The following is an 11,288-nucleotide window of genomic DNA, read 5'->3' as shown; positions in this document are numbered from 1 at the left end:
CGGGCCGCGCGGGGCCCCCCCCCTCGGGCCGGGTTCGGGGTCCCGGGTGGGGGTCACCCCCCCCCCCCCCGCCCCTCAGGCGATCCGGAGGATCAGCGCCGGCGGAACGACTGGACGTAGCCGTTCGCCGGGGAACCGACGCCCGTCACGTCGTCGTAGCCCTTCACCGCGGACAGCGAGCTGTCCTTGCCGAGGCTGCGGACCGAGGTCGCCAGGCCGCCGGAGGCGTCGAGGCCGTTGACGAAGTCGATACGGGCGACCGCCAGGCCGGAGCCCGTCGGGTTGTCCGTGACGTCGTGGTAGACGCCCTTCGTGCCGTACTTGGCGTAGATCACCGGGTTGGCGAAGCCGAGGGCCTTGCCGCCGCGGGCCTCCTGGGCCAGCGCCTGGACGGCCGCGATGACCGGGGCGGCCAGCGAGGTGCCGCCGATGCGGTACTCGCTGTACTGCTCGGTGCCGTCCGGGAACGTCTGGGTCTGGCCGACGAGGAAGCCGGTGTTCGGGTCGGCGATGGCCGCGATGTCAGGGACCACGCGGTTGCCGTTGGCGCTGTTGGCCTTGGCGAGCGAGTCCGGGACGACGCCCTTCTGGTAGTACGGCTCGGCGACCGTCTTGCTGGTGCCGCCGCCCGCGCCCGAGGTGAACGTGCCGGGGAAGTTCGTCCAGCTCTTGCCGTCGGCCGACAGCGAGGCCTTCTCGGTGCCCCAGCCGGTCTCCCACAGGTACGAGTCGCCCTTGCCGACGGCCAGCGAGGTGCCGCCGACCGCGGTCACCCAGGCCGAGTTGGCCGGGGTGTCGACCTGCTTCACACCGGTGTTGGCGACCTGGTCGCCGTCGTCGCCGGAGGAGAAGTAGAAGCCGATGCCCTGCACCGCGCCCAGCTGGAAGACCTGGTCGTAGGCGGCGGCCAGGTCCGGCGTCTGGTTGGCCTCGACGTCGCCCCAGGAGTTGGAGACGATGTCGGCCAGGTGGTTGTCGACGATCTTGCTGAGCGAGTCCAGCAGGTCGTCGTCGTAGCAGGAGGCCGCGCCGACGTAGGTGACGTCGGCGTTCGGTGCGACCGCGTGGACCGCCTCGACGTCGAGGGTCTCCTCGCCGTACCAGCCGGCCGCGCCGCACTCCTTGGTCTTGGTGTAGCCCTTCGGCAGCACCTGGTGCAGCTGGCCGGTCCTCCAGGCCGCGTCGCCGTGCTTCTTCGCGTAGGTGCCGGCGTCGTAGGCGATCGTCGGGGAGGCGTACGCGTCGGTGATGGCGATGCGTACGTTCTTGCCGGTGTAGGTGCCCGCGCCGTACGCGGCGCGCAGCTGCCTGCCGGTGTAGCCCCTGACCGCGTACGGGATCTTCTGGCCGTACGCGTCCGGGAGCGTGGTCGCGGTGTTCGAGCCGTAGTACGAGGAGAACGGCCCGGAGTTCCTGAACACCGCGTCCGGCGGCGGCAGCTGGTCGTCGTGGTGCGCCTTGTGCGGGGCGTTGTCCAGGCCGGTGACGGTCAGGACGGCGCCCTTCAGGGCGGCCGGGACGGAGGCCGTGCGCGCCGGGGCGCGGTAGGTCTTCGAGCCCTTGGCGAAGTCGTGCAGCTGGGTGCCGAACGCCTTCTCGGCGGCGGCCACGTCGCCGGAGACGGCGACGTAGTGCGGGGTGACCGCGGTGACGGTCAGGCCGGCCGACTTCAGCCAGGACGTGACGGCGGCCACCTGGGCCTTGGTCGCCCCGAAGCGGGCCTGCGCCTTCTTGCCGCTCAGGTACTTGCCGTACAGCGGCGAGCCGGGGTCGGACACCGCCTTGGCGTAGGCGGCCAGGCCGGCCCGGTCCTGCCCCGCGAGGTAGACGCGGGCCTTGACCCGGGCGCTGTCCGGGGTGGCGCCCTGGTCCGCCTTGGCCGTGGCCCACAGCGGCTTGGTGCCCTTCAGAACGTCACGAGCGGGGCTGTCCGCGGCGTGCGCCGCGGGTATGCCCAGCGCCAGTGCGCCGGCGATCATGGGCAGTGTCGCTGCCATGCTCACGCCGGCGCGCACGGTGGCGCGGTTGGATCTCATAGAACCCCCTGCGATGCGGTTCGCATGCATGTCGTGGTCGGTACGTCGCGTTTCCGCGCGCCGGCCCGCGGCGGTGTCGGCCGGCGAGTGGATCACACGATGGGGGCCACTCTTTCGATGAACCGTTCATGCCAGGGGAAGGGGAAAGTCAAGAGAAGCTCAAGTAACCGCCATCAGGGGCGATTTGGGGCATTCATCCGTGCGGTGGTGTTACGAACGGGCTTGCGCGCCCCGCTCCTTGAGCATCCCGGCCATCAGCTCGATCTCCGACTGCTGCGCGTCGACCATGCCCTGCGCGAGCCGCTTCTCCACGCCGACGGTGCACTTGGCGACACAGCCCTCGGCCATGTGGATCCCGCCCTTGTGATGGTCCGTCATGAGCTGGAGGTACAGGACCTCGGCCTGCTTGCCGCTGAGCGACTGGAGCTTCTTCAGCTCGGTGTTCGTGGCCATGCCCGGCATCAGCGCGCCGTCCTTGCCGGAGGCCATGTCCCCCATGCCCATCCAGGTCATCGGCGGATCGGCCGACACCTTCGGCAGCCCCCACAGGTCCAGCCAGCCCAGCAGCATCCCGCGCTGGTTGGCCTGCGTCTGCGCGATGTCGTACGCGAGCCGCCGGACCTCCTCGTTCTTCGTGCGGTCCCGCACGATGTACGACATCTCCACGGCCTGCTGGTGATGGACGGCCATGTCCCGGGCGAACCCGGCGTCGGCGGACTCCGCTCCCGGTGTCTTCGGGTCCGGTCCGCCGGAGTCCTCGGCCACGGAGTACGTGATCGCGCCGGCCGCGACGAGCACCGCCGCCGCGGTCCCCGCGACCCAGCCGATGTGCTGCCGCCTCACTTCATGACCCCGCCGGTGCACGAGGCGCCCGGCTCGGGCGTCTGCTGCCCCTGCACGTAGGCGGCGAAGAACTTGTCCACTTCCGGATCCTTGGCGCTCTTCACCGCGACCTGGTGGCCCCACGCCGACAGGACCAGCGGGGCGTCCTGGTTCTCGTACGGGCTCATCAGCGAGTACGGCGTCTTCTTCACCTTGGCCGCGAGCGCGTCGACGTCCGCCTTGTCCGCCTTGCCGGTGTACGTCACCCAGACCGCGCCGTGCTCCAGAGCGTGCACGGCGTTCTCGTCCGCGACCGGCTTGGTGTAGACGTCGCCGTTGCAGTTCAGCCAGACCGGGTTGTGGTTGCCGCCGACCGGCGGGTGCATCGGGTACGACACCTTGGTCGTCACATGCGTCCGGGACAGCTTGCCCGACCAGGTCTTCACGCCGTCCTTGCCGGTCGTGAAGTGCCCGGAGTCGCCGGAGCCCTTGGCGTCGCCGCTCGGCGTCGCCTCGTCCTTGCCGGAGTCCCGCTGCGAGTCGACCAGGACCACACCGCCGACGACGAGACCGGCGACGACCACCACGCTGGCGGCGATGGTGAGCACCCGGTTGCGGCGCTCGCGGGCACGCTCCTCGCGCCGCATCTCCTCGATGCGTGCCTTGCGCGACGCGGTGCTGTTGTTCTTGCCGGAACCCATGAGGCGTGTCCTTCTTCAGAAGGGGACGTGGACGGTGGGGCCCGCTGATCGTAATGCGCTCGGGCCGCGCTTCCGTAGGGAGGGCACCGGAACCGGATAATTTGAAGCCAGGATGCGCATTACCTACGCTCGCGGTATGCGGCTGCTGCGCTCCACCGACCTGGCCCTGCGCGTCCTGATGCGACTGGCCGTGGCCGACGCCACCCCCACGACCCGCCAGGTCGCCGCCGACATGGACGTCCCTTACACCCATGCGGCGAAGGTCGTCGCCGAACTCCAGCACCTGGGCCTGGTCGACGCCCGGCGCGGCCGGGGCGGGGGACTGGCGCTGACCGAGCGGGGCCGTACGGCGTCGGTGGGCGCCGTCGTGCGGACCTTCGAGGGCGAGGGTGACGTGGTGGACTGCGAGGGGACGCAGGGGACGCCGGCCTGCCCCCTGCGCTCCGCCTGCCGCCTGCGGGGCGCGCTGCGGGGGGCTCAGGAGGCGTTCTTCGCTTCGCTGGATCCGGTCACGATCGCCGACATCGTGGGGGAGCCGACGGGGCCGTTGCTGCTCGGGATCTCCCGGGGGCCGGGGCCGGTCTGAGCGCACGGCGCGCCCGCGCGGTGGTGGCCGCATACCGGACGCGGGCCCGCGCCCCTCAGGAGACGCAGGCTCCGCGTCCTTCGCGAGGCGCAGGGCCGTGCCCTTCGCGAGGCGCAGGGCCGCGCCCCTCACGAGACGCGGCGGCCCCGCGCCTCTCACTGGGCGCTGTCGCTCAGCCCCTCGCCAGCCACAGGTCGGGGCCGAAGACCTCGTAGTGGATGTCGGCCGGGGCGACGCCCTTCGCGATCAGCTGGGTGCGGACGGCGCGCATGAAGGGCAGGGGGCCGCACAGGTACGCGCGCGTGCCGGGGTGGACGGTGACGTCCGCCAGGTCGACCAGGCCGGTCCGGGTGCCGGGCTCGGCGTCCCGCTCGTAGAAGAGGTGCACGCAGGCGTCGGGCAGCTTGCCGGCGTAGCCCGTGTGCTCGGCGCGCAGGGCGTGCTCGGCGGGGGAGCGGTCGCCGTGCACGACGGTGACCGGGGCACGGTGGCCGCCGGCCGCCAGGTCGGCCAGCATCGCGATCATCGGGGTGACGCCGATGCCCGCCGAGGCGAGCAGCAGGGGGGTGTCCGGCGCGCCGGCCAGGACGAGGTCGCCGTACGGCTCGGACAGCTCCAGGACGTCACCGGGCCGCACGCGCGCGTGGAGGTGGTTCGAGACCTCGCCGTCGGGCGTGGCCGCGCCGTGCACGCGCTTGACGCTGATCTGGCGCACCGCCTCGCCGGGCGCCCCGGTCAGGCTGTACTGCCGGATCTGCCGGGCCCCGTCCGGCAGGGTGACGCCGACGGAGACGTACTGCCCGGCGCGGAAGCCGGCCACGGGGCCGCCGTCGGCCGGCCGCAGCCGGAAGGTGACGACGTCCGCCGTCTCCTCGACCCGCTCCACGACCTCCCACGCGCGCGGGCCGGGGCCGCCGCTCTCCTCGTACAGCCGCTTCTCGATCGCGATCAGCGCGTTCGCCATCAGCCAGTACACCTCGTCCCAGGCGGCGGCCACCTCGGGCGTGACGGCCTCGCCGAGGACCTCGGCGATGGCGGCGAAGAGGTGCTCGTGGACGACCTGGTACTGCTCGGGGGCCACGCCCAGCGAGGCGTGCTTGTGCGCGATGCGGGCGAGCATCGCGTCCGGCCGCTGGTCGGGGTGGTCCAGCAGGTGCGTGGCGAAGGCGGCGATCGAGCCGGCGAGGGCCTGCCGCTGGGTGCCGGCGGCCTGGTTGCCGCGGTTGAACAGGTTGCGCAGCAGGTCGGGGTGGGCGGCGAAGAGGCGGGTGTAGAAGCGCTCGGTGATCTCGCCGATGGCCGCTCCGACGGCGGGCAGGGTGGCGCGGACGGTGGCTGCGGACTGTTCGGTCAGCATCGGGACTCCTCGGAGAACTCGGCTGATCGACACGCTATGAAAACTTGCATCCGAGATGCAAATTTAACCGGAGTGGTGTCGCTCACCAGGGGGAGCGGACCGGCCATTACGGATATCGGTCGGAGCAGGCAAGATGGGCGAGAGCGCAGTACAGCTGCCGTACGAGAGGCGTTCAGCACCAGGACGCTCGGGCGATCAAGGTCCGCAACGCGCGTGAAACGGTGTTGTGGTGGGATGCTCAGGTGCCCGACCGCCTCCCGTGGTACCGGGGACAGGCGGCCTGACCAGCAAGGATGGGGAAGCGGAAGATGGACAAGCAGCAGGAGTTCGTGCTCCGGACCTTGGAGGAGCGCGACATCCGGTTCGTACGCCTGTGGTTCACGGACGTGCTGGGCTTCCTCAAGTCCGTCGCCGTGGCCCCTGCGGAACTCGAGCAGGCTTTCGACGAGGGCATCGGCTTCGACGGGTCCGCGATCGAGGGCTTCGCCCGGGTCTACGAGTCCGACATGATCGCCAAGCCGGACCCGTCCACCTTCCAGGTCCTGCCCTGGCGCGCGGAGACCCCCGGTACGGCCCGCATGTTCTGCGACATCCTCATGCCGGACGGCTCCCCGTCCTTCGCCGACCCGCGCTACGTCCTCAAGCGTGCCCTCGCCCGCACCTCCGACCTGGGCTTCACCTTCTACACCCACCCGGAGATCGAGTTCTTCCTGCTGAAGGACCGCCCGCTGGACGGCTCCCGGCCGACCCCCGCGGACAACTCGGGCTACTTCGACCACACCCCCACCAACGTCGGCATGGACTTCCGCCGCCAGGCGATCACCATGCTGGAGTCGATGGGCATCTCGGTGGAGTTCTCCCACCACGAGGGCGCGCCGGGCCAGCAGGAGATCGACCTGCGCTACGCCGACGCCCTCTCGACGGCCGACAACATCATGACCTTCCGCCTGGTCATGAAGCAGGTGGCGCTGGAACAGGGCGTCCAGGCGACGTTCATGCCGAAGCCTTTCTCCGAGCACCCCGGCTCCGGCATGCACACCCACCTGTCCCTCTTCGAGGGCGACCGCAACGCCTTCTACGAGTCCGGCGCGGAGTACCAGCTCTCCAAGGTCGGCCGCTCCTTCATCGCGGGCCTGCTGCGGCACGCGGCGGAGATCTCCGCGGTCACCAACCAGTGGGTGAACTCCTACAAGCGCATCTGGGGCGGCTCCGAGCGCACGGCCGGCGCGGGCGGCGAGGCCCCCTCCTACATCTGCTGGGGCCACAACAACCGCAGCGCCCTGGTCCGCGTCCCGATGTACAAGCCCGGCAAGACCGGCTCCGCGCGCGTGGAGGTCCGCTCCATCGACTCCGGCGCCAACCCCTACCTGGCCTACGCCGTCCTCCTCGCCGCCGGCCTGAAGGGCATCGAGGAGGGCTACGAACTCCCGCCGGGCGCCGAGGACGACGTCTGGGCCCTGTCCAACGCCGAACGCCGCGCCATGGGCATCGAGCCCCTGCCGCAGAACCTCGGCGAGGCCCTGACCCTCATGGAGGGCAGCGACCTCGTCGCCGAAACCCTCGGCGAACACGTCTTCGACTTCTTCCTGCGCAACAAGAAGTCGGAGTGGGAGGAGTACCGCTCCGAGGTCACCGCGTTCGAGCTGAGGAAGAACCTGCCGGTGCTGTAGCACGCGCCGAGCGGAGTCCCGGCGGAACGTCCCACGGGGCCGGCGGTCGCGCACCGCCGGTCCCACGGCCGGGTGCCACGACGCCGCCCGGCCGGGTACGGACACGCCCCGAGGTCGTCGGAACGGCGTCCCCCCGGCCCTAGCATGCGGCTGTGGCACCGCTGCTCGCCGTGTGCGTCGGGTACTTCATGGTCATCCTGGACGTCACGATCATCAATGTCGCCGTGCCCGTGGTGGGCCGGGAGCTGACGGCCTCGCTCACCGGCATCCAGTGGATCACGGACGGCTACACCCTGGTCCTCGCCGGGTTCCTCATGACGGGCGGTGCGCTCGGCGACCGGCTGGGCAACCGGCGGGTCTTCTGCTCGGGCGTGGCGCTGTTCACGGTGGCGTCGGCCCTGTGCGCGGGCGCGCCCGGTGTCCCGGCCCTCGTCGCCGCCCGGCTGGGGGAGGGGCTCGGCGCGGCGCTGATCGTTCCCGGCTCGCTCGCCCTGCTCCAGGAGGCCTACCCCGAGCCGGCGGCGCGTTCGCGCGCCTTCGGGCTGTGGGGGTCGATGGCGGGGACCGCCGCCTCCGCCGGGCCCTTGCTGGGCGGGCTCCTGGTGTCCACCGTCGGGTGGCGGTGGGTGTTCCTCATCAACGTGCCCGTCGGCGTGGCCTGTCTGGTCCTGACGGCGCGGTTCGTCGCGCCCTCGCCGCGGCACCCGGACCGGGCCGTGGACTGGCCGGCCCAGGCCGCCGTGGTGGCGGCCGTCACCCTGCTGACAGCCGCTCTCAACGAGGCCGGCCGGCGCGGGTGGTCCGACCCGGCCGTTCTCGCCGGACTGGGGCTGGCGGCCCTGGCCGTGGCCGGGTTCGCGCTGCGTGAGCGGCTCGCCCGGGCTCCGGCCCTCCCGCTGCGGCTGCTGCGCTCACCGGCGATGGGCGGAACGGCCGTCGTAGGGCTCCTGTTCAACTTCGGCTTCTACGGCATGGTGTTCACCGCCAGCCTGTACTTCCAGCACGAGCGCGGCTTCAGCGCGCTGCGGACCGGGCTGGCGCTGTTCCCGGCCGTGGCGGTGACCATGTTCGCCTCCGTCCTGTCCGGGCGGCTGACCCGCCGTACCGGAGACCGCCCGCTGGTGGTGACCGGCATGCTCCTGGGCGCCCTCGGGCTGGCCGGCTGGGCCGTCGCCGGGGCGGATCCGGCCTACCCGCTGCTGGTGGCGCCCATGATGGCCGCCGGGTTCGGGACCTCCTTCGCCCTGACCGGCTCGACCGCCACGGTGATGGGCGCCGCACCGCGGGCGTACGCGGGAGCCGCCTCCGCCGTGTTCAACACCACCCGGCAGATCGGCAGCGCCACCGGCGTCGCACTCGGCGGCAGTCTGCTGGCGACCAGTGCCGACTACGGCTCCGGAGTGCGCCTGGCCATGGTCGTCGGCGCCCTCGCCTACCTGCTCGCGGCGGGCCTGGCGTGGCGGTGCGTGCCGGCCGAGGCGGCGCGGGCCGCCGCCCCGTGACACGTTCGACGGCCGGCGCGGTGCCGGCTCAGTGCTCGCGCAGGCACTCGATCCCGTAGTCCCCGCTGTCCTCGTCGATCGTCACGCCGTGGGTTTCGCTGCGGAAGCCCGGGAAGCGGCGGTCGAAGGTTTCCAGGGCGGTGAGGTAGCGCAGGAGGGGGCCGTCGGGGGTGCCGGTGGACTCGCCCGGCATGAGGACCGGGATGCCGGGCGGGGTCACCGTGACCATCGCGGCCGCCACCCGGTGCGCCGCGTCGGCGACGCGGACGCGCTCCGTGCCGCCCCGCACCAGCCGCTGGTAGCAGTGCTGGGGCGGGTGGACCGGCTCCGGGAGATGCTGGAACGCGGTTTCGAGCAGCTCCACCAGACGTGCCGAGCGCAGCTGCTCGTGCATCTGCCGGCACAGTCCGCGCAGGGTCAGACCGGCGTAGCGCTTCGGGTGCGCGGCGACCGCCTCGGGCAGGACCCGGTCCAGCGGGGCGTCGGAGTCGTAGAGGGCCTTGAAGTCCATCAGGGCGTCCAGCAGCGTGCCCCACTTGCCCTTGGTGATGCCCATGGAGAACAGGATCAGCGTGGTGTAGCTGTCGGTCTTCTCGACCACGATGTTCCGGGTGGCCAGGTACGCGGTGAGGACCCGGGCCGGGATGCCTTCCTCGGCCATCTCCCCGGTGGCGGTGATGCCCGGGCAGGTCAGCGTCACCTTGACCGGGTCCAGCATGCAGTGGCCCTCGGTCAGCCCGGGGAAGCCGTGCCAGGCGGCGCCCGGCTCCAGTAGCCAGCAGGACTGTTCGGTGCGCAGCAGCTCGGGCGGGGCGTCCGCGAAGGGCAGCCGTTCGCCCGTCGCCGGGTCGGTGACCTCCTCCGGCTGCCACACGCCGAAGAACCACGGCGGCCGGTCCCCGGCGCTCGCCACCCGCCGCCCCAGCCGCACCATCTCCTGCCGGAAGCGGATCGCCTCCGTCACCGCCTCGTCCAGCAGCCACTCGCCCTGCGGCCCGTCCATCATGGCCGTCGCCACGTCCAGCGAGGCGATCATCGGGTACAGGGGCGAGGTGGTGCCGTGCATCATCAGCGCCTCGTTGAAGCGGTCGTGCTCCACGGGTGCCCGGGGCGTCGGCCGTACGTGCACCATCGCCGACTGGGACAGCGCGGCCAGCAGCTTGTGCGTGGACTGGGTCGAGAAGACCGTGGGCCGCTCCGGGCCGGGGAAGGTGTCCGCGTCCACCGACATGCCGTAGCGGCCCCGGTACAGCGGATGGAAGCGGGCGTACGCGAACCACGCCTCGTCGAAGTGCACCCGGGGCGTGCTGGCCGCGAGCGCCTTCGCGGCGGGTACGGCGGCGTAACACAGGCCGTCGTAGGTGGAGTTGGTGAACACCGCGTACTAGGGGTCCGGTGAGACGGCGCCCTCGGCGAGCGGGTGCGCGGCGATCCGGGCCGCGACCGAGTCCGCCGCCAGCTCGGCCGGCGGCAGCGGGCCGGCGAGACCGTAGCCGTTGCGGGTGGGCACCAGGTAGACGGGCCGGGCGCCGGAGACCACCAGGCCGTGCAGCACCGACTTGTGGCAGTTGCGGTCCACCAGGGCGAGTTCGTCGCGGGTGACGCTGAAGTGCCCCACCAGCCGGTTGCAGGTGGAGTCGCCGTGCAGCACGAAGTAGCTGAGGTCGGCGCCGAAGACGCGGGCCGCGTTACGCTCGGCCTCGCCGATCGGGCCGGTGTGCTCGAACAGCGAGCCCAGTTCCTCCACCGAGATCGACAGGTCCGAGCGGAGCAGCCGTTCGCCGAAGTAGTCGTGGAAGGCGCGTCCCGCGGGCGACTTGAGGAAGGCGACGCCACCGGAGTGGGCGGGGGTGTGCCAGGAGTACTCGTGGGCGTCGTCGAAGCGGCGCAGCGCCCGGAAGAACGGCGGCAGCACGTCCTCCCGGTAGGCGCGGGCGGCGCTGGTGATCCGGCCCGCGATGAACCCGGCGGTGTCCTCCAGCGGCCACACGTACCCGACGACCGTCTCCGACACCCACAGCGGCAGCTCCCGCACGCCCTCCTCGGCCATGACGAGGAACACCGGCAGGTCCCGGTACCGCCGCCCGATCCGGCGCAGTACGGCCGCCCCGCCCGGGGCCCCGTCGATCGCACCGTCCCGCGCGGCGAGCGCCGCCCCGGGCCCGTCACCGGTGGCCCGCCCGCCGGGCAGGTCCCAGGCGACCAGGGCCGCGGCCAGGCCCGCCTCGGTCCGCAGCACCGCGTCCGCGTCCTCGGCTGTGACCGCCCAGCGCACCCCGAAGCCGTCCGCCTCCACCGCCTCCCGGATCTTCCGCAACTGCTCGGCCCCGGCGCCCTCGGCGCGCGGGTGCTCCGGTACCGCCACCAGGATCCTGCTGTCGGCCATCTGGTGCCCTCGCTTCCTGCCGGCGACCACCCGGCCACCGCCGCGGAAAGTCTCCGGTGCGACGGAACGCGACGACGGCAGCCGCGCACGGCAAACCACCGTGATGACGGAAACCCGCGCTATCGGCTTGACCGGGCCCTTGCCCGGACCGGACTCTCCGGGTGCGTCTCCTTCAGGGAGAGAAACGCCGCCTCACCGCACCCGACCTGCGCGGCCGCGCCGCCAAGC

At 72.2% G+C, this 11,288-nt stretch carries 7 protein-coding genes and 1 pseudogene; 3 read left to right on the top strand and 5 right to left on the bottom strand.

Going from position 1 to position 11,288, the window contains the following annotated elements:
* Positions 1-92: 92 nt before the first annotated feature.
* The 3 genes from ABZ923_RS28030 to ABZ923_RS28020 all read right to left on the bottom strand — a co-directional run bounded on the left by ABZ923_RS28030 (position 93) and on the right by ABZ923_RS28020 (position 3,559).
* The gene (locus tag ABZ923_RS28030; protein ID WP_361476710.1) at positions 93-2,036 is read right to left on the bottom strand and encodes a S53 family peptidase; all 1,944 of its coding nucleotides are present in this window, start codon (positions 2,034-2,036) and stop codon (positions 93-95) included.
* 210 nt (positions 2,037-2,246) lie between these two features.
* Positions 2,247-2,879, bottom strand: coding sequence for a DUF305 domain-containing protein (locus ABZ923_RS28025; RefSeq protein WP_361476708.1), 633 nt, complete (start codon positions 2,877-2,879; stop codon positions 2,247-2,249).
* Positions 2,876-3,559, bottom strand: a complete 684-nt coding sequence (locus ABZ923_RS28020) for a DUF3105 domain-containing protein (RefSeq protein WP_361476706.1) — start codon at positions 3,557-3,559, stop codon at positions 2,876-2,878. Before ABZ923_RS28020 ends, ABZ923_RS28025 begins: the two co-directional genes overlap by 4 nt.
* A gap of 136 nt (positions 3,560-3,695) precedes the next feature.
* Here ABZ923_RS28020 and ABZ923_RS28015 point away from each other — a divergent pair, with 136 nt between their 5' ends.
* Complete coding sequence (locus ABZ923_RS28015; RefSeq protein ID WP_361476704.1) at positions 3,696-4,145, top strand: Rrf2 family transcriptional regulator; 450 nt, start codon at positions 3,696-3,698, stop codon at positions 4,143-4,145.
* 172 nt (positions 4,146-4,317) lie between these two features.
* Here ABZ923_RS28015 and ABZ923_RS28010 read toward each other — a convergent pair whose 3' ends face one another.
* Complete coding sequence (locus ABZ923_RS28010) at positions 4,318-5,502, bottom strand: globin domain-containing protein (RefSeq protein ID WP_361476702.1); 1,185 nt, start codon at positions 5,500-5,502, stop codon at positions 4,318-4,320.
* A 308-nt stretch (positions 5,503-5,810) separates the two neighbouring features.
* On the opposite strand from ABZ923_RS28010, the gene glnA reads away from it, so the two are divergent.
* Both glnA and ABZ923_RS28000 read left to right on the top strand, forming a co-directional pair.
* Positions 5,811-7,172, top strand: a complete 1,362-nt coding sequence (gene glnA / locus ABZ923_RS28005; protein ID WP_356160866.1) for a type I glutamate--ammonia ligase — start codon at positions 5,811-5,813, stop codon at positions 7,170-7,172.
* Positions 7,173-7,324: 152 nt separating this feature from the next.
* Positions 7,325-8,674 (top strand): MFS transporter, encoded by a 1,350-nt coding sequence (locus ABZ923_RS28000; protein WP_361476699.1) that lies wholly within the window; start codon positions 7,325-7,327, stop codon positions 8,672-8,674.
* A 28-nt stretch (positions 8,675-8,702) separates the two neighbouring features.
* On the opposite strand, the pseudogene ABZ923_RS27995 reads toward ABZ923_RS28000, so the two are convergent.
* Positions 8,703-11,060, bottom strand: a pseudogene (locus tag ABZ923_RS27995) (Orn/Lys/Arg decarboxylase N-terminal domain-containing protein).
* Positions 11,061-11,288 lie beyond the last annotated feature (228 nt).

The organism is Streptomyces sp. NPDC046881, assembly GCF_040645015.1.
Taxonomy (GTDB): Bacteria; Actinomycetota; Actinomycetes; order Streptomycetales; family Streptomycetaceae; genus Streptomyces.
Note: the sequence above shows the minus strand (reverse complement) of the source record. Positions and strands in the feature narration are given on the sequence as shown.

What these genes read in the sequence shown, in the direction of transcription:
- ABZ923_RS28030 (WP_361476710.1), bottom strand. Translation starts at nt 2,036, where the DNA reads ATGAGATCCAACCGCGCCACCGTGCGCGCCGGCGTGAGCATGGCAGCG.
- ABZ923_RS28015 (WP_361476704.1), top strand. Translation starts at nt 3,696, where the DNA reads ATGCGGCTGCTGCGCTCCACCGACCTGGCCCTGCGCGTCCTGATGCGA.
- glnA (WP_356160866.1), top strand. Translation starts at nt 5,811, where the DNA reads ATGGACAAGCAGCAGGAGTTCGTGCTCCGGACCTTGGAGGAGCGCGAC.
- ABZ923_RS28020 (WP_361476706.1), bottom strand. Translation starts at nt 3,559, where the DNA reads ATGGGTTCCGGCAAGAACAACAGCACCGCGTCGCGCAAGGCACGCATC.
- ABZ923_RS28010 (WP_361476702.1), bottom strand. Translation starts at nt 5,502, where the DNA reads ATGCTGACCGAACAGTCCGCAGCCACCGTCCGCGCCACCCTGCCCGCC.